This is a genomic window from Porphyromonas sp. C0026D3 (assembly GCF_056590775.1).
Genome location: NZ_JBWPWU010000001.1, coordinates 96,343 through 118,679 on the forward strand (window position 1 = coordinate 96,343; position 22,337 = coordinate 118,679).

The following is a 22,337-nucleotide window of genomic DNA, read 5'->3' on the forward strand; positions in this document are numbered from 1 at the left end:
ACCGATAATACAAATACATAAAGGCCAAAATGGAAAAGAAATATTACTACATCAAAAATGGTGAACAACAAGGGCCACTAACCCTCGACGAGCTCAAGGGAGTAGGAATCACAAAGGAGGTACTCGTATGGGCAGAAGGGATGGCGCAATGGCAGCAAGCTCAGTACGTAGCGGACCTAAAAGAGGTAATCCCACCTACTCCTCCACAAGCCCCACACTCTGCATCCACCGGTGACAGCCAAAACGTCACCGGCCCCACCTACCCACCCAAGACATGGTTGGTAGAGTCGATCCTCGCCACACTGTTTTGCTGTTTGCCCTTCGGTATTGTCGGTATAGTAAATGCCACCCGAGTAGAATCCCTCTACGACAAGGGCAACTATAGTGCTGCCGAACAAGCCTCAGCCGATGCAAAAAGGTGGACAATAATCAGCTTTTTTGTGGCAATTGGAGTGTGGTGCTGTTATTTCATTCTTATGCTGGCATTAGTTTTGGTCTAATCCACACAAATAGATCCACTGATTGACCATTGATATTTTCACAATCCATAAATCAGTGAAATTCAAGACGAATGCGAACAAATACAAGACACTTCAAGACAGTACGACTTGCAAGCTTAGGGTTCATCTTCATTGTACTCATTATCATCTATAAGACATTTAATCCCCAAGACTTCATCCTTTTCCCAAAGTGCCCGTTTTTTACAGTCACCGGGTTGCAATGCCCCGGATGTGGCTCCCAGCGTGCTATACACTATCTACTCAATCTACAGTTCGGCAAAGCCATGAATGCGAACCCCCTGATGGTCTTGTCCATTCCCTACATCCTCGCACTATTCGCGCTAGGCCATACCTATCACCTCTCACCAACGCTACTCAAGTGGAGAAATCGGCTCAATAGCAAGCGGGTAATCCTAAGCCTCCTAGCTCTGATTGTCCTTTACACAATCCTTCGCAACATACCCAATATCCCTCTCCACGCATAATCAAGCAAGATAGCCATAATGGGGGGCTATGTATGCGAAAAGACTGCTCGGACACTAGTTTTCAGGGACAACAAGGTTGAGAACAAAAAGATACGGTGCAACTCAGTCAGAGTCGCACCGTATCCGTATTTTCCAATCTGAAGATCACCTACTCTCCATGGTGTCACGGGACCTATTCTGCACACCGTTTAGGGGAGAGAAGTGTCCTCTTGTTTCAGAGTTGCTTGAAAAAGTCATTACCCTTATTATCCACCAAGATAAAGGCCGGGAAGTCCTCCACACGGATTTTCCAAATTGCCTCCATACCAAGCTCAGGGTACTCCAGCAACTCTACCTCCTTGATGGAGTTTTGGGCCAGGATGGCGGCCGGTCCACCTATACTTCCTAGGTAAAAACCACCGTGCTTCTTGCATGACTCCGTCACGATATCACCTCTATTACCCTTGGCTATCATGATCATGCTACCACCATGGCTCTGAAAGAGGTCCACATAGGGGTCCATACGACTTGCCGTGGTCGGGCCAAAGGAGCCTGAGGGCATCCCTTTTGGGGTTTTGGCCGGACCTGCATAATAGATGGGGTGATCCTTGATGTAATCAGGTAGATCTTTACCGGAATCCAGCAACGCTTTCAGACGGGCATGTGCAATATCACGACCAACAATGATGGTACCGCTGAGAGACAAACGAGTGGATACCGGATACTGGTCTAGCTGCTTGAGGATCTCACTCATAGGACGATCAAGATCAACCTTTACCGTCTTGCCCTCCAGACCCTCACGGTATTGCTCCGGAATCAGGCGAGCAGGATGGGTCTCTAGTTTTTCGAGCCAAATACCCTCACTATTGATCTTTGCCTTGATATTACGGTCGGCAGAGCAACTTACGCCCAAGCTGACAAATACAGAGGCCCCATGACGAGGCAAGCGAATAACCCGTACATCATGCGCAAAATACTTACCTCCAAACTGTGCGCCTAGGCCAAACTTTCGAGTCTCCTCGAGTAGAGCTTGCTCCAAGTCCTTGTCCCTGAAAGCATGCCCCAGCTCATTGCCACAGTCGGGCAAGCCATCATAATACCGCGCAGTGGCCAATTTCATGACCTTGAGGTTCTGCTCAGGCGAGGTACCGCCAATCACCACCCCAATGTGGTAGGGAGGACATGCCGCTGTCCCGAGATGGCGAATCTTATCTACGAGATAAGGAAGAAGGGAATCAGGATTCAGGAGTGTTTTGGTCTGAGGAGAGAAGAACGTCTTGTTGGCGGAGCCACCCCCTTTTGCCATACACAAGAAGTGGTACTCATCCCCTTGTTCATGAAATAGGTCTATCTGAGCCGGAAGATTCGTACCGGTATTGACCTCATCATACATTGTGAGCGGTGCGTTCTGCGAATACCGTAGATTATCCTCCTGGTAGGTATCAAAAACACCATTTGAAATAGCTTCATAGTCATCAAAGTCGGTCCACACTTGTTGTCCCTTATAGCCCAAGACTATCGCAGTACCCGTATCCTGGCAAAACGGCAACTTACCCTTGGCACTGACTTCGGCATTTCGCAAAAAAGTCAGAGCAACATACTTGTCGTTGTCACTGGCCTCGGGGTCATTGAGGATATCGACCAGTTTCTTTTGATGCTCGGTACGCAGGAAAAAAGAGACATCATGAAATGCCTGCCTAGCTAGCAGGCGAAGCCCCTCGTAGTCTACCTTGACTATTTTCTTGCCCTCAAACTCAGTGGTGTGAACATAGTCCTTGGTGAGTAAGTAGTACTCTGTATGATCCGGCTTCACCGGGAACATAGGTTGGTACTCAAAAGTTTTTTTAGTCATAAGTGTTTTTGTTCTATTTTAGTCTGCTGTGCATAGTGAGTAGGGATGACTCCATTTCTTCGGAAGATGGAATACAAAAAAGATGGCCCTAGAAGTCTAAACCTCCGGGCCCATACTTTTTTGTTGTCTCACGATAAGGTTCCACATTTCCTCGCATTCCACCACGACACGTGGCACGACAGCTATGTGGAAGCTGATCAAAACAACCCACGCCTCTCTCCTTACCCCCGTCACCGTGTAGCGACACAGGAGAAGAGAACGGCGCAATATTATTTATTTTTTACGAAGATTGAGAGCGGCACCTGGTTTGAACTTAACCACCTTGTGGGCCGCAACCTTGATCTTTTTGCCTGGGTTACGAGGGTCAGTAGCCATGCGAGCAGCACGCTCTGATACAGAGAATGTGCCAAAGCCTAGCAAACGCACCTCCTCACCTTTCTTCAAGGTCTCGGTGATCACATCTACAAAGGCATCAACCGCTTGTTTGGCATCAACCTTGGTAAAACCGGTTTTCTCGGCAACAGCCGCTGCGAATTCAGTCTTATTCATAATCTATGGTTGTTTAGTGAATTAATATAAGTAAAAACTATGATCGATGTAAACCTGTCCGTCAAGCGGTTGCAAATCAACGCATGACAATGAACTGCACCTCAAATATAAACCATTTTATTGATTCTACAAGCGTTTCAAGAAGAAAACTCATGAAAATCGCTTAAATAATCCCGCAGGTAGGCCTTTTAACACTTATTTTACCAAAAATTCATCATCAAAGGCTCTATAGAGCTAGTCCCCTTGGGAGCGGAGCAGTATTTCTTTTAGGGCTTGGTAAAGATGTGCTGTAGGTAATCCCACCACATTATTATAGCATCCCCGTATCTCCAATACTGCGGCATGACCTATCCAATCCTGTATCCCGTAGCCACCGGCCTTGTCCATAACCAGATACTCCGACACATAATAGTCGATCTCGTCCTCCGACAAAGGAGCCATACGGACATCTGTAGTGACCACCTCGTGATAGCATAGTCCACGATAATGCAGAACGAAAGCAGTATGCACAGAGTGCCACTGTCCGGAGAGTCGTCGGAGGAAAAGCTTTGCTTCCTGCAAAGTATGTGGCTTCTCCAAGACCTCGTCTCCCAATGCGACAACTGTATCTGCAGTGATCAGCAGGTCATCTTTATTGATTTGTTCAAGAAGAGCCTTGGCCTTTCGCTCAGCCAATACCAAAGGCACCTCATTCGGTGCCAACCCATCTGTATGTCCCTCATCCACGCATGAGGGTAAAACGACATAGTCGAGTCCTAGCTTATGGATCAGTTCAACTCTTCTTGGGGACTGGGATCCAAGGACTACACGAGTGCCATTGAGGCATTTAGTGATTGGTGCTACCATCCAAAAGACTTGTCATCGGTCATCCAAAGCCCTTTTGCCTTGAGTACCTCCTCAAGGATTTCCCGAGCAACACCATCACCGCCCTCGGCCGAACAAATATAGTCGGCAATGGCCTTCACCTCCGGAGCGGCATCAGCAGGGGCAACAGCGACTCCTACCACCTCCATTACCGGAATATCCGGGATATCATCTCCACAATAGACAATCTCCTCTAGAGCAATCCCAGTCTCCTCACAAAACTCATGCAGATAAGGAAGCTTGATATTCGCCCACATATAGATATACTCTATCCCCAGTGAGGCATAACGGTGCTTGGTCCTCTCGCCTCTACCTCCGGTGATAATACCCAGAGTGAGTCCTTGCTTTTTGGCATTGGCTATCGCATAGCCATCCCGCACATTGGTGGTACGGATCGGCTCCCCTTGAGGATCAATGGCTATCGTCTGATGAGAGAGCACCCCATCAACGTCAAAAAGGACTGCTCGTATACCGGATAGGTCCTTAGCTACTTTGCTCATAAATAGAATCGGATAGAATTTTATACAGCCGGCGCAACTGCGGTTGATTTTCCAACAACTGCATGTGTCGCTCCAGAGTCTGCGTATCATTTCGGACAGCAGGCCCCGTCTGGACACGAACCGGTGAGTCTCCAAGTGCCTTTCGAAGTGTCTCTTCGAGCAATGGTGCAAGAGCCGAAAAAGGCACACCTGTCCCCTCCAGGCACTTCTCTGCCAAAGCATACATATGGTTTACGAAATTACAGCCAAAAACAGCCGACATATGCATACGCATGCGATTTTCACTCGACAGTTCAGAGACACTCTTCGTCCCAAGACGCCTTGCAACCTCTTGCACCACTTTGGCGACATGCTCATCACCATACTCGACAAAAAAAGGCACTTCGGCCATCACGACCTCGCGCCCCTTGGAAAAAGTCTGCATAGGATACAAGACTCCATGATGCGGGATACTACCCAGCACAGAGATTGGCGTACTTCCCGAAGTACTCAAGACGACCGGAGAAAAGTCCGAAGGCACCGACTCAACGACCAGCGGTATGGCATTGTCCGCAACAGCAAGGAAAACAACATCCACACTCGCAACCAGTCCAAAGAACTCAAGCAAATCAGAGGTGGCGACTGTGCCAAGTCTCGTAGAGAGCAACTCAGCATGGTCCAAGGTCCTGCTAAAAACAGCCACACACTCTGCTCCTGACCGACATAGGGCGGTAGCCAAGTGAGACGCCACATTACCACTGCCAACGACAGCAAACGTCATGTAGGACTGCACGGACATCATTCTTCAGCCCCGGTCACTCGGCCTCCTTGACCTCTGGGAGGACAAAGTCCATAAAGCAAAGGCCGGCCAAAGCCGTTCCGTACCGTTTCTCAATAGTGATACCCTCAGTAACAAAATTGAGCTCACCAAGATAATACTGCGAATAGGTCTTTTCGTGAAGATCAGTTATCACCCGTTGCAGACGAGCCTCCAACTCCTCAATACGGTAGCGGCCACTCACCTCACAAACCAGTCCACCAATCTTTTCGTCAAAATTCTCATCCTTGTACATCCACGCATACACGACACCGGCAGAGACAAACTCATCCTGCGTACCATGCGAGACAGCCATAATAGTCTTCAGCTCAGAGCCAAAAGGTGGCAAATCGATCTCATCCATCGTCACCAACCTTGCAGTCGCTGGCAAAACCGATGAATAGACCATGATATTGAAGTCTGAAATACCGGCATCATAGAGAGCCATATGATACGACCCTGCATGAAGCTCCAAGTCCGACTCCCCGCTGCCTTTGGTGATAAAAAATGTATTAGGAATCAGATTACCGACTAGTTTACTCATAATATTTACATCCTTAATTAGCTTTTACAAAACAACCAACTTGGTGCAATCTACAAGCACCTCATTCGCACCTCCCTCTGACACAAAGATACCAAATTACCCCATCTTCTTCCCCGACCTCTGATCAAGACACCTAACCAACGATCCGCCAAGGCAGTCGCCACGAAAACAAACATGCACTCTTGAGCCAACGCACAAGTCCGAAATGGTCTGACCTTTCCGCTTGTTTGTCCGACTTTTTTTTGTAACTTTGCACTCACAAGTGGGAACGCCAAGGCTCCAAAAGCCTCAAACGATCCGCAAACGGTCCTGTAGCTCAGTTGGTTAGAGCACCTGACTCATAATCAGGGAGTCCTTGGTTCAAGCCCAAGCCGGACCACAAGAGGTGTTAAAGTGTAGATACAAGCACTTTAGCACCTTTTTCTTTTGGCCAAAACAATCTGTTTTGGTAGTACGGGGGATCATTCAGCTCCTATTTGCATCACATTTGCGAGCAAATAATCAGAGCAAACCGATGCAAAAACAATACCGCCGTTCCTAGATCAAGCCGGAGACGCCCCGCAACCGCACCCTAAAGCGTCTCGTAATAAGTCAGCACCTACTGGGCTCAGCACATGGACAAAATCCAGGTCCTATCCAGTGAGACTGTAGTTTCAACGGGAAGAAACTGTAGTTTCAACGGAGAGAAACCGTAGTCTCACGGTGGATAAGCATCGCAAGACACTGAAGAAAGGTCCGAACGAGCCTGTCGGACCTCATCAGTTCGCCCCAACCTAGTCAGTCGGCCTGCAAAGGTGCGATTTCTCACAACATAAAGGTATATTTGTGGGGAACGAAGGGGGACAGGTCAGCGACAACACTTTAATACAGCACCCCATTATGAGCCACGACTGGCATACCAATACACTAAGCGAAGACGATCGCGCAAAGTCTCACGAGCTGGCAGAGCAAGCAAACTTATTGCCAATAATCGGTGAGATCCTCTATCAGCGTGGCATCTGCACAGCAGAGGCAGTCGATCAATTTTTGCGTCCGTCCCTCAATCAGTTGCATGACCCATTTTTGATGAACGATATGGACAAGGCGGTGAAGCGTCTCAACCATGCAATTGGCAACAAAGAGGGGATATTGGTCTATGGGGACTACGATGTGGACGGTACGACAGCCGTGACGCTTGTGTACAAGTACTTGCGACTGTTCACTCGAAACATTGGGTACTACATCCCGGACCGAAACGAAGAGGGAAGTGGAATATCCAAGATGGGGGTAGACTTTGCCGAAGATGAGGGCTACTCCCTCCTGATCGCACTTGACACCGGGATCAAGTCGTATGATGTAGTGGAGTATGCCGCCACCAAGGGCGTGGACCTGATTGTTTGCGACCACCACAAGCCGGGAGACAAGCTCCCCAATACCATCGCCAACCTCAACCCCAAGCTACCCGACTCCACCTACCCTTTTCGCTACCTATGTGGCTGCGGAGTGGGGTTCAAGTTCATGCAGGCTTTTGCCATGAGCAATGGGATCAATATCCGTTCGCTCATGGACCTTTTGGACCTTGTAGCCGTAAGCATCGCCGCCGACTTTGTCCCGGTGACAGGGGAAAACAGGGTATTGGCACACTATGGTCTCCGAAAACTCAACCAGAATCCATCTCCGGGACTCAAGGGGATCATTGACATCAGTGGGCTCAAAAACCGACACTTGGACACCCAAGACATTATTTTCAAGATCGGGCCACGCCTCAACGCCTCGGGACGCATCCAGAGTGGACGGGAGTCCGTAGACCTACTGCTCTCAAGATCCCTCAAAGACGCACGAGCACTCAGCCACCATATAGATGAATACAACAACCAACGGCGCGAGCTAGACCACTCTATCACCAGAGAGGCCAACGAGATCGTAGAGAGCTTCACAGACATGGAAGATCGCAAGATCATCATCGTGTACGACCCCTCATGGCACAATGGGGTGATCGGAATCGTGGCCTCCCGACTATCGGAGCGCTACAATCGTCCGGCGATCGTGCTGTCCGACACCCAGCAAAATCAAGTCTCAGGCTCCGCAAGAAGTATCGAAAACTTTGACGTCTACTCCTTAATCGAGCAGTGCGCCGATCTTTTTGAGAGCTTTGGCGGGCACACACATGCGGCCGGGCTGACGATAAAAAAGAAAAACCTCCACAAGTTCATCCAAAGAGCCAACGAACTGGCCGATCAATCAATCACCGCCGGATCACTGCGACCAAAGTACAATGTTGATGCCGCAATCGAGCTCAAAGAGATTACCCCTCAGCTACGCAAACAACTCCGTTGGTTGGAGCCCTTTGGCCCCGGCAACGAAAAGCCCATCTTTTTCACACAAAACGTTACCTGCGTGACTCCACCCCGCGTCACAGGGTTCAGGCAGTCACACCTCAGGCTCGTCCTAAGCATGCCCAACAAGCTACCCATATTCGAAGCCATAGCCTATGAGCAAGCCGAGCTTTTGCCACTCCTCAGCGAAGAAGAGGTGACCTTTGACATCCTATATACCATAGATGAGGTAAGCAAAGCACGCACCCGAAGCACACAACTCAACATCAAGGACATACACATCCACAAAAAGGAGCAATGAGACGCTGCACAGACCAATCAGCGCTAGAAGTCCTGCAGGAGCACTGGGGCTACACGAGGTTCAGGCCGATGCAAGAGGAGATCATTGCCTCGATCCTAGAGGGACGCGACACACTGGCTCTGATGCCCACAGGGGGAGGAAAGTCCATCACATTTCAGGTGCCGGCACTCATGCTCGAGGGGATTGCCCTTGTCATCTCCCCGCTTGTCGCATTGATGATGGACCAGGTTGAGGATTTGAGCAAAGTCAGGATACGTGGCACCGCTCTACACTCCGGGATGACACGCGCCCAGATGACCAATGCTCTCGACACAGCCGTGTATGGAGACTACAAGCTACTGTACGTCTCACCGGAACGACTCCGGAGTGATTTTTTCCTACAGCGACTCTCAGCACTGGACATCTCCATGATAGTCGTCGACGAATGCCACTGTATCAGCCAGTGGGGCTACGACTTTAGGCCCGACTACCTGAGTATAGCCGACATACGTCGGCACCTACCGGAGACACCGATACTCGCCCTGACCGCGACAGCCACTCCGGAGGTGGTTGGCGACATACAGCGCTCCCTAAAATTCAGAGAAGGACACCGGATCTTTCGCAAAAACTTCTACCGACGTGAGCTCTCCTACGTCGTTCGTCGCACAGCCGACAAGCCTCGCACCATTCATCACATTCTATCCAGCGTACAGGGGAGTGCCCTCCTATACGTTCGGACACGCAAGCAGAGTGTCAAGATCGCCGAAATGCTACAAAACTTTGGCTTCAGCGCTACCTATTACCACGCCGGACTCACCCCAAAAGAAAAAAAACAACGGCAACAAGACTGGCAAAACAACCTCACGAGAATAATGGTCTGCACGACCGCATTTGGGATGGGTATCAACAAGCCGGATGTCCGCCTTGTACTCCACCCCTACCCGCCCATCGCACCGGAGAGTTATTACCAAGAGGCAGGCCGGGCCGGGCGAGACAACCGACGCGCCTATGCCGTGCTACTGTATGCCCCGGACGATGATGAAATCCTCTACAAGCTCATCGACCGACAGTATCCACCCATTGAGACGATCAAGCAGATCTACCAAGACCTCTGCAACTACTTTGAGATTGCAGCCGGCACCGGAGTTGGCCGGTACTTCGAGTTCGACATATACGACTTTGCCCACGTCTTTAGACACCAAGTGCAGACAGTCAAGGCGGCACTCAGTATCCTCTACCTATCCGGCTACATGGAGTACCTTGAGGATCATCAAAAAGCAAGCGCCCTTCGCTTCACTGTCGGTCGCAACGAGCTGTACTACATGTTTTCGGATGCCGAACAGATCTACGATGACGTAGTCGAAGTCATTCTCCGAGAGTACACAGGCGTCTTCACCGAGTACGCCACCATCGACGAGTACCAAATCAGCAAACGACTCAGACTAAGCCCCGAGCAACTGTACTCCCTGCTCAAAAACCTCAATCGCTGGCACATCATCGACTACCGACCCGGCAAACGCTCCAACTTCATCCGAATGCTCGAAGATCGCACCTCCCCACAACAGGTAGTCATCCCCAAAAGCGCATACGATGACAAGATCAAGCGAGACAAAAAACGCTTGGACAAGATGATGGAGTACATCGACCAAGACAACGACTGCAGAGCCAAAGTCTTGATGGAGTACTTTGGCCAAAAAGCTCCACTACCCTGCGGATACTGCGATCTCTGCCTGTCTCACCCGCCAAAAGGCCTCACGTACAGGATCGTCGACTCCATAGAAGACATGGTAAAGACCTGTGGCACCACAACCATCCAAGCCCTCAGCGAGCACTTCCCCGCCCTCACCACACAGGAGCTCACCCAGGCCCTCCACATCCTCTGCGATGAGTACCACCCCATACACATCGACCCCGGCAGTGGCTCAGTCGTCTACGAAGCAACACCCACACAGGACTAACCTTCCCCTCCTCCAAAAACAGCACAAAAAAAGGGTGGCGCCCCATACGCTCACGCCTATAGGACACCACCCCGTTGAGTGATAGCCACACCGTGTCGGTGGCTTACCTTATATCAATACTGCGCTCCAGCTTTGCGCGCTCCTCCTCTTTGATCTTCGGAATCTCGACAAGGAGCAGACCATTCTCCATAGATGCCGATATTTTCTCCCGATTGGCATCCTCAGGCAACCCAAGCTTTTGGACAAAGTTTTGGTGAAAGATTTCCCGACGGAGATACCGGACAACCGGCTTGTGAGCAGACACCACCTCCTTACTCTCCACCTTCGACTCAGGCTCAGGGGTATCCTCCTTCTCCTCTCTCTTGTCAAAAGCGATGACCAAGTTTTCATCCTCATCCAGCTTGATGGTGATATCTTCCTTGCATAGTCCGGGAGTAGCCAGCTCAATACGGTACGCATCATCCGTCTCCAGCACATTCATCGCCGGCTTGGAGCCCGACACGGTGTGAGCTGTGTTGCTAAGGTAAGGATAGTACTCATTACTAAAGAATGAATCCAAAAAGTCTGAAAATGTGTTACGCTGTCTCATAATCTGTATGTTCTTATCGTTTTACTTTTGTATTTCCACTTATCGGCTAACGCCGTTCACCCATAGAAATGCAATACGGTTGCCAAAAGAAGACCCATCGGACACAATTGCCGGCACAGACACATCAGACAGCAGGGGGAGACGTATTGTCCGAAATCTTTGCTAACTTTGGCACCCGTGACAGGACAAATAAGCCCCCTATTTATTCAGACCCTACAACATGGCAACAACAAACCTCAGCATATACGATCCACAACACGTACCCTCAGGCAAAAACAAACGAGTGGCACTAGTCGTCAGTGAATGGAACTCCTCCATCACCGAGCCACTCCTGCAAGGAGCCTACGACACCCTACTCAAGTACGACGTAGCCCCCGAAGACCTCACGACCTACCGAGTATCCGGTAGCTTTGAGCTCATCTATGGTTGCGCACGATTGATCCACGACCTCGCCACCAAGCCCGACTGCATCATTGCGCTAGGGTGCATCGTACGTGGAGAGACCCCACACTTCGACTACATATCCCAGGCCGTATCAGTCAACCTCGGTGCCCTAAACAGAGAAGGAAAAGTCCCCGTGGTTTTTGGAGTGCTGACAACAGACACCATGGAGCAGGCGACAGACAGATCAGGAGGCAAGCACGGCAACAAAGGCGTAGAAGCAGCCATCACCGCACTCAAGCTAATGGCCCTCTCTGAGTAATTAGAGCGCACACCTCCGGATACCGCAAGCCCCGACAGAGGCAAAAAGACAAAGGGTGAGATTTCTTACGATTTCTCACCCTTTGCCGTTGGATATATCACCCGACATCAGCAACCGAAACCCAAAGAACAGGGTTAAAAAAATCCTCCCTATGTACTTCCAAACTATTTTTCCCGGCCGAAAAACTTGAAATCACTATGTGATTTGTTCAAATCACATAGTGATTTATTCGCGTCACAGTGTGATTTGAAGAAATCACATTGTGATTTTATCTTTTCCCTGGAGATAAGCAACTTTTTCTCCAACCCTGCCGGCTTTTTCTCCAAGAGGAAAAAAGAAGTCCATCACGAGCTCCCCGGCTCGAACCACAATCTGCCGAACTGAGGAGACACTTCGGATTTGTCAGTATTGATTGTTTTCACTAACTTTGCGTCACCAACACGGGGGAAAGAGGCAAATCTACACAAGGCAATCACAACGGGTGCCAATACCAAGGGCAGTTACCAGAGTGGACAAATGGGGCTGACTGTAACTCAGCTGGCTTTCGCCTACGGTGGTTCGAATCCATCACTGCCCACCCATTTAGTAAATACCGCACCCGATCTGAAGATTCTAGGATGCTTGGCCGTGGCATTTGTCTCCCCCTTGCCAAATCACTTCGAGAAAAAATCAAGCTCAACACACCCAGCAACACACTCTTTGCACCCGAGCCATCAACGGTCGCCAGGCTCTTTTTTTCGTGCAAGCAAACACTCCACTCACAATCCAGACAGCCTCCAACACCTCAAACGAGAGGCGGTCTCCTCGCCCAAAAGGGCAACGGGAAAGCGACATCGGGACTAGAGCTACACCCATCCGGATCTCCCATCAAGTCAATTTAGAAAAACATTCAACCACCAACATCCATCAAAAAATATATGGCAAAAACTTACACTATATCGGAGCTCAACGACATGACTCACGAAGAGCTGACGAAAGTGGCCGATGAACTGCAAATAAGCGGCACCGCAAAGATGGACCAAAAAGATGCCGTCTATGCCATCCTCGACAAGCAAGCAGTGCTCTTGTCTCAAAAATTCAAGCCAACCAAAAACTCAGACGAAAAAGAAGAGGACAGAGGAGACAAAGCCTCCAACAAAGAGGATAAAAAACCGGCAAAAAAAGCAACGGCACAAAAGCCCCGCAAGCAAAAAGCAGAAACAACAGCAGAGGACAACACAGAGCCCCAACCCGAAACGAAAAAGAAAAGAGGGCGTCCCAGAAAAAATGCCAAAGCAGAGGAGAGCCAAGAGAAAGAGAAAAAGACAAAGCCCTCCATCCAAAAAATCCAGCCGGACAACACCCCTGACGGACCGGCTCACGAAGAAGCTCCGGTGACAAGCCAAGAAAAGGGCAACGAAGAAAAGCAACAACAAGTATTCGTCAACAAAAATGCCAACAACACCGTACTCACGGACATGATGGGCATGATCTCCTCCAAGAAAAACAAAGCAGAGGAGAAGCCGGAAGAACCCAAAGCGCAAAAACAGGAGCCCAAACAACAGGAGCACCCACGAGGAAAGCAACAACACGCACAACACCCACAGCAACAACAGCAGCAGCAACAGCAACAACAACAACGCAAGCAACAACAGCCACTCTACGACTTTGGAGACAAGCTAAAGTGTACCGGTGTACTCGAGATTCTACCCGATGGGTATGGGTTCATCCGCTCCAGTGACTACAATTACCTCGCATCACCGGACGACGTGTACGTCTCACAAAACCAGATCCGTAGCTACGGGCTAAAAACCGGAGATGTCCTCGAAGCCATCATTGCGCTCCCCAAAGATCGGGACAAGTTTTTCCCAATGAAACGACTTGTCAAGCTCAATGGATGCGACCCCCAACAGGTGAGAGACAGAGTCTCCTTTGACCACCTCACCCCACTGTTTCCGACCGAGAAGTTCAAGCTTGAGTGCCCCGGTAGCACCAAGGTTTTTGACAAGACCGCAGTCCGCATCGTGGACCTTTTCTCCCCCATCGGAAAGGGACAAAGAGGACTGATCGTCGCCCAGCCGAAAACCGGTAAGACCATGCTCCTCAAGGATATAGCCAACGCTATTGCCTACAACCACCCCGAGGTATACATGATCATCCTACTGATCGATGAGCGACCGGAGGAGGTGACCGATATGTCTCGAAACGTTGATGCCGAAGTCATCGCCTCCACCTTCGACGAGCCGGCCGAGCAACACGTCAAAATCGCAGATATCGTCCTCCAAAAAGCCAAACGCCTAGTGGAGTGTGGACACGATGTAGTCATCCTACTGGACTCTATCACACGCTTGGCACGTGCCTACAACACCGTCCAGCCGGCATCGGGCAAAGTCCTATCCGGTGGTGTCGATGCCAACGCACTCCAAAAGCCCAAGCGTTTCTTTGGTGCCGCCCGAAACATCGAGGATGGAGGTAGCCTCACCATACTGGCCACCGCACTCTTGGAGACAGGCTCCAAGATGGATGATGTCATCTTTGAGGAATTCAAGGGGACAGGCAATATGGAGTTGCAGCTCGATCGCAAGCTCTCCAACAAACGCATCTACCCGGCCATCGACCTCATGGCATCAAGCACACGCCGAGACGACCTCCTTCAAGACAAAGAGGTACTCAACCGCATGTGGGTACTCCGCAGACAAATGGCCGAAATGACCTCTGTGGAAGCAATGGAGCTTATCCTCAAAAACATGCGCAACACGGTCGACAATGTCGAGTTTTTGGCATCCATGAACAGCTAAACAATGCTTACAGACACCATACTGTGTACACAACGACAGTGGAAGAATAGGCTACGGCCTCTTCTTCTGCTGTTTTTCTTGGCTCACCCCCTACTCGTCCCGGCAGTATTCGCTCAATCCTGGGAGAAAAAAATGCTAGAGGCCGGGCTGGTGAAAGTAACCGATCTGGCCCCCAACATCCGCATACAACTCATGTACTCCGGCACCGACAACTTCATGCACACAGATGTGTACGGAGACTTTGACGAAGCGTACCTCATGCCCCACTTTGCCCAAAAGCTAGCACAGGCACAAGCTCTGCTGGAAAAAGAAAAAGGGGATCGGTACTGCCTCATCATTTACGATGCCGCACGTCCACTGAGCATACAGCGCAAGATGTGGAGTACCGTAAAAGGCACTCCAAGCCAGAGGTATGTCGCCTCACCCAACAACGGTGGCGGACGACACAACTACGGAGTAGCCGTAGACCTCAGCCTCTATGACAAGACTCTGGACAAGCCTGTCGACATGGGCAGCCCTGTAGATCACTTCGGTGAGACGGCCCATATCGGCAAGGAAGAGACCTTGGTTCGGCGCGGACTTATCACCGAAGAAGCGCAACAAAACAGGCACTACTTTCACAACCTCATGGCACGTGTCGGCCTCCACCCAATACGTAGAGAGTGGTGGCACATGCAAGAGCAAAACAGCATCCAAGAAGTCCGATCAACATACACCCTACTAGACTTTTGAATCGATGACCGGCACCCTCTATATGATCCCCATATCACTGGGCATGGTTGGTCCGGATAAGTACCAACCCCAGTACAATATTGACCTCATTGATCGGCTGGACACCCTGCTAGTCGAAAACGCTCGCACCGCACGGCAGTACATTAGGTCCATCCTGCCGGAAAAAGATATCCGCTCGATGGCTATCTACGAGGTAAATAAGCATGACGGATACAGCTATCCACGAGAAACGGTTTTCGAAAAGCTCCGAAGTGGCACAGATGTAGGCTTTATGAGCGAAGCCGGTTGCCCCGGTATCGCAGATCCCGGTGCCGGGATAGTCGCTGACTGCTACGAACAAGGCATCAGAGTAGTCCCGCTGGTCGGTCCGTCGTCTCTGCTCCTAGCCCTAATGTCCAGTGGCTTCTGCGGACAGCACTTTTCCTTTCACGGCTATCTACCCTACGACAAAGATCGGCGTCGAGACCTCCTGCGCACTTTGGCGGCCTCTACACTCAAGAGCGGCGAGACGCACCTCTTTATCGAAGCACCCTACCGCAACGACCAACTCCTAAAAGAGCTCACCGAGCTCCTACCGTCCTCCGTCCGGCTCTGCATTGCCGTAGACCTCACGACTGAGACAGAGGAGGTACACCAAATGACCATAAAAGACTGGCGGAAAAAGATAAGCGACATGACCTTCCACAAAAGGCCCGCCGTATTTCTCATAGGCACAACCACCTACTAACCCTCAAAACCACTATGATACTCAAGTACTACGACAACGCAACCACAGCACCATTTTTGCTATCCCAGTGTAGCGACCTACTGCAGGCGGGCAAGCTCCTGATCCTACCGACAGACACGGTATACACCATCTGTTGCGATGCTCTCAGCGCATCGGCCATCGACGCACTGGCACACCTCAAGGGTATTGCACCCGACAAGGCACGCTTCTCAATACTCTGCTCGGACCTCTCACAAGCCAGCAACTACGCTCGCATCTCCGACGATGCCTTTCAGCTTATCAAAGACAACACCCCCGGCCCCTTTACATTCATCCTCTCCACCACAGGCAAGCTGCCCCGTATCTATCGCAAACGAAATGAAGTGGGGATACGCATTCCCCAGCATGCCTTTATCCGAGACCTGATCAGCTTCTATGGCTCCCCGCTTACCGGATTTTCTCTACCGGCACTTCCGGAAAACCTGGACATAGCGTATGGCTTTGACCCCAGCCTTATCCACGAACTTTATCGAGAAAAAGTGGCGCTTGTCGTTGATGGCGGAGAGGGCGGACGCCAAGAAAGCGCAATCATAGACTGTACCGTCACCCCTTTTGAGATTCTTAGAGAAGGGCCCAAGCCTCTCCGATAAGATCCACGAACAAACAGCAGAGGGTGCACCGAAATATCGTTTTCGGTACACCCTCTCTATTGTATTCCTACAACTGTGATTTCGGAAGAGACTACTCCATATCCTTGAGCGGTCGGACATCAAGGTTCACCGGCCGAATCAGATTTTCCGGCTTGAGTATCAGATCCAGTTGCTCCTTTGATAGGATTCCTTTCTCCAACACCACCTGCACAATGCTCTTCCCTGTTGCAACAGCCTCCTTGGCGATCTTGGTGGAGTTTTTATAGCCAATGTATGGATTGAGAGCCGTGACGATGCTCAAGCTATTGTGCACCTCATCCACCCCGACCTGAGGGTTGGCCGTGATACCGACCACACATAGTTCGCGCAACGTATCGAGAGCCGTGATCATATACTCCGCACTCTCAAAGCAACACTGCGCCATGATAGGCTCCATGGCGTTGAGCTCCAGCTGAGAAGCCTCACCGGCCATCGTAACACAGACATCGTTTCCGATCACCTTCATGGCCACCTGTGTTATCACCTCGGGGATGACAGGATTGACCTTTCCGGGCATGATACTGGAGCCGGGCTGACGAGCAGGTAGGTTGATCTCACACAGTCCGGCACGAGGTCCGCTGGAGAGCAGTCGGAGGTCGTTGGATATCTTGCTGAGCTTGACAGCCAAACGTTTAAGAGCTTGTGAAAATCCGATGAGATGCGAGGTGTCGGATGTGGCTCCGATGAGGTCCTCTGCCGAGGTGATGGCCCATCCGGTGAGTTGTCCAAGTGCTTGGGTCACGGCCTCACGATACTCCGGTTCGGAGCAGATACCGGTACCGATAGCTGTCGCCCCCATATTGACGGATAGGAGCTGATCTGCTGCCTGCTTGAGGTTGGGTAGCTCGTCCTTTAGGATAGAGGCAAAGCCATTGAATGTCTGCCCTAATGTCATGGGGACAGCATCTTGTAGCTGAGTACGCCCCATCTTGATATCATCCTTGAACTCAACACCCTTCACCAAAAAAGCATCGATTAGCTTTTGGAGGTGAGGTACCATCTCTACATATGTGCGGTAGAGCCCCAGATGTATGAACGTAGGGTACGCATCATTGGTCGACTGAGACATATTAGTGTGGTCATTGGGCGATATAGACTTGTAGTCGCCCGGCTCTTTGCCCATGATCTGAAGGGCACGGTTGGTGATGACCTCATTGGCATTCATATTGGTGGAGGTGCCGGCACCACCTTGGATCATATCGACCAAAAAGTCCTCATGATGCTCTCCTCTGCGTATCTCCTCACAGGCCTGAGTTATGGCCTTGTAGATCTTTTCCGGAAGTATGCCAATCCGATAGTTGGCGATAGCCGCCGCCTGCTTCGTGATAGCCATTGCCTCCACAAAGAAAGGGTAGTGATTGAGCCGAAAAGGAGAGAACCTAAAATTCTCAAGCGCACGAAGTGTCTGTACGCCATATAGTCTGTCATTCGGTATCTCTTTCTCGCCTAGCAAGTCCCCTTCCAGGCGTGTCGCTTTATTCTCCATAACCATGCAAAGTTAAAGGTATTAGGTGTTTAGTTGTAACTGCTAAATCAAAGTTAGCTATTTTTTCTCACATTCAATCAAAGACAAACTGCCAAAATACGTCCCACGAACACCCCATCACTTGTCACTATGCCCACCGCACCAAAAGCACACCTACCAAGTAGCTAATCAATTTTCCGAAACTCTACTTTTCGGACTTATTTTCAGATCCAAATTTTAGCACTTTGAAAAAACGCAGATAGTCACAAACTGCTTTTTCTACTCTTCGAACCTAGCATACAGTTGGGAGACAAACGCAGGAGAGACAAACGCAGGAGAGACAAACGCAGACATTTCCGCCGGACAACCGGTGGAAGTGGTACTTTTTTCAGGACATGTGTATTTTCTGAGCGTGTTCTTTTTGGGGTCTTCTTCTTTTTGGGCACCTTTGTGCGTCCGGAAGTTCGGTTTTTGCGATTGAACTGCATTGTCTGCAGTTCTCCGGTTGCCGAGACTACCGATTTCTGTCGCCGAATAGGGGATCCACATTGCCCCTTTTTGTGATTGATCCATCCATTAGTTTTTTAGTATGCAATCTGCCGATTTTTCACAGCGCCCCATTGACCAGATAGATATGATTGGTTATGCCGACTCTCCTATGGATAGGGTCCGGATAGGGATCATCGGACTCGGCATGAGAGGCCCCAAGGCAGTCGAGCGATTTTGCCACATAGAGGGAGCTGAGGTTGTAGCCCTATGCGATCTACACGAGGAGCGTGTCCAAAAAGCGCAAGCGGTACTAAGAAGCAACGGAAGGCCCGAGGCGGAAGGCTACTCAGGCAGTGCCGATGTTTGGAGGGAACTTGTGACAAGGAACGATCTGGATCTGATCTATATAGTCATGAAGTGGCAGTCCCATGCCGAGATGGCGACCTACGCCATGCGACAAGGCAAGCATGTGGCCATAGAGGTGCCCTCCGCTTTTGAGATGAGTGATATATGGGCCCTTGTGGATACTGCGGAGCGGACACGACGTCACTGCATGATGCTCGAGAACTGTGTCTATGATGCCTTTGAGCTAAATACGCTGAATATGGCCCACCATGGGGTGCTAGGGGATATCCTCTATGCCGAGGGGGGCTACATACACCTGCTTGAGGATATCTGGCAACAATACGATGGAAACTGGAGGCTGGAGTATAATCGGAAAAACAGGGGCGATGTCTACCCCACTCATGGGATGGGCCCGGCTTGTCAGATATTGGACATACACCGCGGTGACCGACTGACTCAGCTTGTATCGATGGACTCGGATCCCGTCTCCATTCCTAGGCTTTTGGCGGCAAGAGGAGAGGATGCCTCCGGATTTTGCAACGGCCAGCACACCTACACGATCCTCCGTACCGCCAAGGGAAAGAGCATCCTCATCCACCACGATGTGGCCACTCCACGCCCCTACTCGCGCCAATACAACGTCGCCGGTACCAAAGGATATGCCACCAAATACCCGGTGCCACTCTACTCACTGAGCTCCGTACCTAGGGGAGTGTCGGGCACCGCCCTAGTGTCCGGTGAGCCATTCTCTCCACACGAGTGGCTGAGCCAAGAGCAACAGGAGACTCTGCTACAGGAGTTTCGTCACCCATTTTTACGTGACCTAGGCGACAAGGCGGCTCGGTATGACTACCGCGGGGGCATGAACTACATCATGGACTATCGCCTGATCTACTGTCTGAGACATGGTCTGCCGCTGGACATGGACGTATATGACTTGGCTGAGTGGTGCTGTGTTGTCCCTCTGAGCAAACAGTCGATAGAGGGAGGAAGTATCCCGGTCAGCATCCCCGACTTTACTCGCGGTTCCTGGAGCAAATCCGACGGGTACAGGCAAGCAATAGCCGAGGACGGTCTACGTATGGTTGACTAGCCTTTTTCCCCTTCGATCCAAGAGCCGGATGCCGGCTGTGGATTGGGTCTTTTGAAGAATCAATAATTTTCTGCAATTTTGTAACACAAGCTAGTTGCAACTCATCCGGAAAGGGATTGGGAATGAGTGCAGGTAGTCCTTGTCGTAAGAGTACAAAAATTCTTTGACTAACCCCTTATGTTGGTTCTCCTATTCCTAATCTATGGAATATAGGCGTGCCGGTGTTTTTTGGACAAACACATGTAAATACTGATTATGAAAGAAAAGAGAGAAAAACTATTCACAGAGTTTCCCCCCGTGTCCACCGAACAGTGGATGGAAACGGTGACAGCCGACCTCAAGGGTGTTCCCTTTGAGAAAAAACTAGTTTGGCGCACGAAAGAGGGCTTTGACCTTATGCCATTCTATCGCGAAGAAGATGTGAAAGACCTTTCTGTGCCGAACACTCTCCCTGGAGAGTTTCCCTATGTCAGAGGTATCAAGACCAACAATACATGGTTGGTTCGACAGGAAATTGTGGTGAATGGTCACCTCTCTCAGGTGAATGAAAAAATCAAGAAATTAATGGACCATGGAGTAACCGCCGTTGGGCTGCACTTTGAGGATGACTGGGTGAATGCCAAGTCGGTAGAGCAGGTTCTGGAGGGTGTTGACCTAGGGAGACTCGAAATCAACTTCTACTCATGTGTCCGATATGCTGTCCGGATGGCAGAGTCTGTGGTAGAGGCTTTGGAGACCATGCAAGTACCTCTTGAGCGCGTACGGGGATCGATCAACTACAACCCATTTCGCCGACTAATGATACGAGGTGAGCTTTGGGAGCCATGGTATGAGACCGGAGTGGCACTCCTGAAAGCCGTGAAACCACTGAAGCAGTTTACCTGCTTCACTGTGCAAAGTATAGACTTTGTGAACGCAGGTGCCTATATATACCAAGAGCTGGGGTATGCACTGGCTGCAGGAGCGGATATCCTGTCGAGATTTAGCGAGGATGTACAAGTACCTGTGTCAGATGTTGCCAAGCGGATCAGGTTTGATATGGGTGTCGGCTCCAATTACTTCATCGAGATGGCGAAGTTTAGGGCTGTCCGCTGGCTATGGGCTATGATCGTGAAAGCCAATGATCCATCTGCACCGGAAGAGAGCATGAAAGCTCCGGTACATGTGGAGAACAGCATGTGGAACAAAACCGTTTACGACTCCTACGTAAACTTACTGAGGACCCAGACCGAAACGATGAGTGCCGCCATAGCAGGCGTACACTCAATGACTGTGGTGCCTTTTGATGTAGCCTATACCAATGAGTATAGCGATTTTGGGGAGCGAATCGCTCGGAACCAACAACTCTTGTTGCTCGAAGAAAGCCATTTTGACAAGGTGGTGGACCCGGCCGGAGGCTCATACTATGTGGAACACTTGACTGATGCAGTAGGAAAACAGGCGTGGAAGCTTTTCTTGGAAGTAGATGAGCAGGGGGGCTTTTACGAGCTAGCAAGCAAAGGTGTGATACAAGAGAGCATAAACGCATCCAATATCGAGCGACACAAAGCTGTGGCCACAAGACGAGAAAACCTACTGGGGACCAATATCTTCCCCAACTTTAGCGAAAAAGCAGGGGCAGAGAAGATCCAAGGATGTAAAAACCTTAGCCGAAAGGCGGTAGATGTCACCCCACTGGACTTTAGACGTGGTGCCTCAGACTTTGAGAACCTCAGGATGGGTACCGAATGTTCACAGAGCACTCCGAAAGTATTCATGCTCACTATAGGGAACTTGGCTATGAGGTTGGCCAGATCACAATTCTCGTCCAATTTCTTCGCTTGTGCTGGGTATCAATTGATAGATAACCTTGGATTTGAAACCATCGAGGAGGGAGTGGAGGCCGCGATTGTCGCAAAAGCAGACTTGGTGGTTCTCTGTTCTAGTGACGACGAGTATGCGGAGTATGGGCCACAAGCTTTTCGAGCACTGAAGGGACGTATCCCTCTGGTGATCGCCGGTGCGCCGCCATGTATGGACGACCTCAAAAAAGAGGGGATCGAGTACTTTATACATGTGAAAGTGAATGTGCTTGAGACACTGCAAATGTTTAACCAACTCCTAGGGGTGCAAACGAAGTGAAGGCAA

20 protein-coding genes, 2 tRNA genes and 1 pseudogene are annotated in these 22,337 nt (G+C 50.4%); 13 read left to right on the plus strand and 10 right to left on the minus strand.

The annotated features are described in order from the left end of the window. The first annotated feature begins 29 nt into the window (after positions 1–29). Positions 30–500: a CD225/dispanin family protein gene (locus AC1EK1_RS00395; protein WP_480305073.1), complete on the plus strand. Its 471-nt coding sequence runs from the start codon at positions 30–32 to the stop codon at positions 498–500. A 71-nt stretch (positions 501–571) separates the two neighbouring features. Then, a complete protein-coding gene (locus AC1EK1_RS00400) occupies positions 572–985 on the plus strand; it encodes a DUF2752 domain-containing protein (protein WP_480305074.1) in 414 nt (137 codons plus the stop codon). A 214-nt stretch (positions 986–1,199) separates the two neighbouring features. On the opposite strand, the gene AC1EK1_RS00405 is transcribed toward AC1EK1_RS00400, so the two are convergent. The 7 genes and pseudogenes from AC1EK1_RS00405 to AC1EK1_RS00435 form a co-directional block, all read right to left on the minus strand. Beyond that, entirely contained in the window at positions 1,200–2,816 is a 1,617-nt protein-coding gene (locus AC1EK1_RS00405; protein WP_480305075.1) for a fumarate hydratase, read from the minus strand. A 273-nt stretch (positions 2,817–3,089) separates the two neighbouring features. Beyond that, a complete protein-coding gene (locus AC1EK1_RS00410) occupies positions 3,090–3,365 on the minus strand; it encodes an HU family DNA-binding protein (RefSeq protein WP_480305076.1) in 276 nt (91 codons plus the stop codon). Between the two features lie 234 nt (positions 3,366–3,599). Further along, entirely contained in the window at positions 3,600–4,211 is a 612-nt protein-coding gene (locus AC1EK1_RS00415) for a Maf family protein (protein ID WP_480305078.1), read from the minus strand. Continuing rightward, a complete protein-coding gene (locus AC1EK1_RS00420) occupies positions 4,205–4,729 on the minus strand; it encodes a KdsC family phosphatase (protein ID WP_480305080.1) in 525 nt (174 codons plus the stop codon). The genes AC1EK1_RS00415 and AC1EK1_RS00420 overlap by 7 nt, the downstream gene beginning before the upstream one ends. Further along, a complete protein-coding gene (locus tag AC1EK1_RS00425; RefSeq protein ID WP_480305273.1) occupies positions 4,713–5,153 on the minus strand; it encodes a DUF2520 domain-containing protein in 441 nt (146 codons plus the stop codon). The genes AC1EK1_RS00420 and AC1EK1_RS00425 overlap by 17 nt, the downstream gene beginning before the upstream one ends. Before the next feature lie 132 nt (positions 5,154–5,285). Continuing rightward, positions 5,286–5,510: pseudogene (locus AC1EK1_RS00430) on the minus strand (NAD(P)-binding domain-containing protein); the annotation flags it as partial. A gap of 13 nt (positions 5,511–5,523) precedes the next feature. Then, complete coding sequence (locus AC1EK1_RS00435) at positions 5,524–6,069, minus strand: pyruvoyl-dependent arginine decarboxylase (protein ID WP_480305081.1); 546 nt, start codon at positions 6,067–6,069, stop codon at positions 5,524–5,526. 305 nt (positions 6,070–6,374) lie between these two features. Here AC1EK1_RS00435 and AC1EK1_RS00440 point away from each other — a divergent pair. From AC1EK1_RS00440 to AC1EK1_RS00450, 3 genes are all read left to right on the plus strand, one after another. Beyond that, positions 6,375–6,448 (plus strand) — tRNA-Ile (locus AC1EK1_RS00440). Between the two features lie 500 nt (positions 6,449–6,948). Then, positions 6,949–8,685, plus strand: coding sequence for a single-stranded-DNA-specific exonuclease RecJ (recJ, locus tag AC1EK1_RS00445; protein WP_480305082.1), 1,737 nt, complete (start codon positions 6,949–6,951; stop codon positions 8,683–8,685). Then, the gene (locus tag AC1EK1_RS00450; RefSeq protein ID WP_480305083.1) at positions 8,682–10,622 is read left to right on the plus strand and encodes a RecQ family ATP-dependent DNA helicase; all 1,941 of its coding nucleotides are present in this window, start codon (positions 8,682–8,684) and stop codon (positions 10,620–10,622) included. The genes recJ and AC1EK1_RS00450 overlap by 4 nt, the downstream gene beginning before the upstream one ends. A 103-nt stretch (positions 10,623–10,725) precedes the next feature. Here the strand turns inward: AC1EK1_RS00450 and AC1EK1_RS00455 are convergent, their stop codons facing one another. Further along, positions 10,726–11,211 carry an Hsp20/alpha crystallin family protein gene (locus AC1EK1_RS00455; protein ID WP_480305084.1) on the minus strand — a complete coding sequence of 162 codons (486 nt, stop codon included), beginning with the start codon at positions 11,209–11,211 and terminating at the stop codon, positions 10,726–10,728. Between the two features lie 220 nt (positions 11,212–11,431). Between AC1EK1_RS00455 and ribH the strand changes: the two genes are divergently transcribed. From ribH to AC1EK1_RS00485, 6 genes are all read left to right on the plus strand, one after another. Beyond that, positions 11,432–11,914, plus strand: coding sequence for a 6,7-dimethyl-8-ribityllumazine synthase (gene ribH, locus AC1EK1_RS00460; RefSeq protein WP_480305085.1), 483 nt, complete (start codon positions 11,432–11,434; stop codon positions 11,912–11,914). Between the two features lie 494 nt (positions 11,915–12,408). Continuing rightward, a tRNA-Tyr gene (locus AC1EK1_RS00465) sits at positions 12,409–12,491 on the plus strand. Between the two features lie 340 nt (positions 12,492–12,831). Continuing rightward, positions 12,832–14,691, plus strand: a complete 1,860-nt coding sequence (gene rho, locus AC1EK1_RS00470) for a transcription termination factor Rho (RefSeq protein WP_480305086.1) — start codon at positions 12,832–12,834, stop codon at positions 14,689–14,691. Positions 14,692–14,694: 3 nt separating this feature from the next. Next, a complete protein-coding gene (locus AC1EK1_RS00475) occupies positions 14,695–15,423 on the plus strand; it encodes a M15 family metallopeptidase (RefSeq protein WP_480305087.1) in 729 nt (242 codons plus the stop codon). Positions 15,424–15,427: 4 nt separating this feature from the next. Next, on the plus strand, positions 15,428–16,150 hold the full coding sequence (locus tag AC1EK1_RS00480; RefSeq protein WP_480305088.1) for an SAM-dependent methyltransferase: 723 nt from the start codon (positions 15,428–15,430) through the stop codon (positions 16,148–16,150). A gap of 14 nt (positions 16,151–16,164) precedes the next feature. After that, positions 16,165–16,779 carry an L-threonylcarbamoyladenylate synthase gene (locus AC1EK1_RS00485; RefSeq protein WP_480305089.1) on the plus strand — a complete coding sequence of 205 codons (615 nt, stop codon included), beginning with the start codon at positions 16,165–16,167 and terminating at the stop codon, positions 16,777–16,779. A gap of 91 nt (positions 16,780–16,870) precedes the next feature. On the opposite strand, the gene AC1EK1_RS00490 is transcribed toward AC1EK1_RS00485, so the two are convergent. Both AC1EK1_RS00490 and AC1EK1_RS00495 read right to left on the minus strand, forming a co-directional pair. Beyond that, the gene (locus AC1EK1_RS00490; RefSeq protein ID WP_480305090.1) at positions 16,871–18,304 is read right to left on the minus strand and encodes an aspartate ammonia-lyase; all 1,434 of its coding nucleotides are present in this window, start codon (positions 18,302–18,304) and stop codon (positions 16,871–16,873) included. 258 nt (positions 18,305–18,562) lie between these two features. Further along, positions 18,563–18,856, minus strand: coding sequence for a hypothetical protein (locus AC1EK1_RS00495; RefSeq protein WP_480305092.1), 294 nt, complete (start codon positions 18,854–18,856; stop codon positions 18,563–18,565). A 61-nt stretch (positions 18,857–18,917) separates the two neighbouring features. On the opposite strand from AC1EK1_RS00495, the gene AC1EK1_RS00500 reads away from it, so the two are divergent. Both AC1EK1_RS00500 and mutA read left to right on the plus strand, forming a co-directional pair. Beyond that, a complete protein-coding gene (locus AC1EK1_RS00500; protein ID WP_480305093.1) occupies positions 18,918–20,210 on the plus strand; it encodes a Gfo/Idh/MocA family protein in 1,293 nt (430 codons plus the stop codon). Between the two features lie 255 nt (positions 20,211–20,465). Continuing rightward, positions 20,466–22,331 (plus strand): methylmalonyl-CoA mutase small subunit, encoded by a 1,866-nt coding sequence (gene mutA / locus AC1EK1_RS00505; RefSeq protein WP_480305094.1) that lies wholly within the window; start codon positions 20,466–20,468, stop codon positions 22,329–22,331. Positions 22,332–22,337 lie beyond the last annotated feature (6 nt).